1 protein-coding gene is annotated in these 309 nt (G+C 68.6%); it reads right to left on the reverse strand.

Annotated elements, in window-relative coordinates:
• Positions 1-259, reverse strand: a 259-nt coding sequence (locus AC13HU_RS38360) for an ROK family protein (protein ID WP_483046605.1), incomplete at its 3' end; no start/stop codon positions are given.
• Positions 260-309 lie beyond the last annotated feature (50 nt).

A 309-nucleotide genomic window follows, 5' to 3' on the forward strand; every position in this document is an offset into this window, starting at 1 on the left:
TCAGGCCGTCCGCGGTCAGCGGCAGGTGCCCGATCTCACCGGCCAGGCCACGCGCGCCCAGCAGCAGCTTCCCGTTGCTCACGATGCCCGCACCGATACCGGCGGACAACCGGACATACACCATGTCACTCGCGTGCCGCCCGGCCCCGTACATCCGCTCGGCGAGCGCACCCGCATTCGCGTCATTGGTCACCCGCACCGGCAAGGACGTACGGCGCCGCAACTCGTCGGTCAACCGCATACCGACCCAACCCGGCATGATGCCCTCCGCACCCAGAGCACCACTGCCCTTCTCCACCGGAGAAGCAA

The sequence above is a fragment of the Streptomyces sp. NH27 genome (assembly GCF_056859195.1).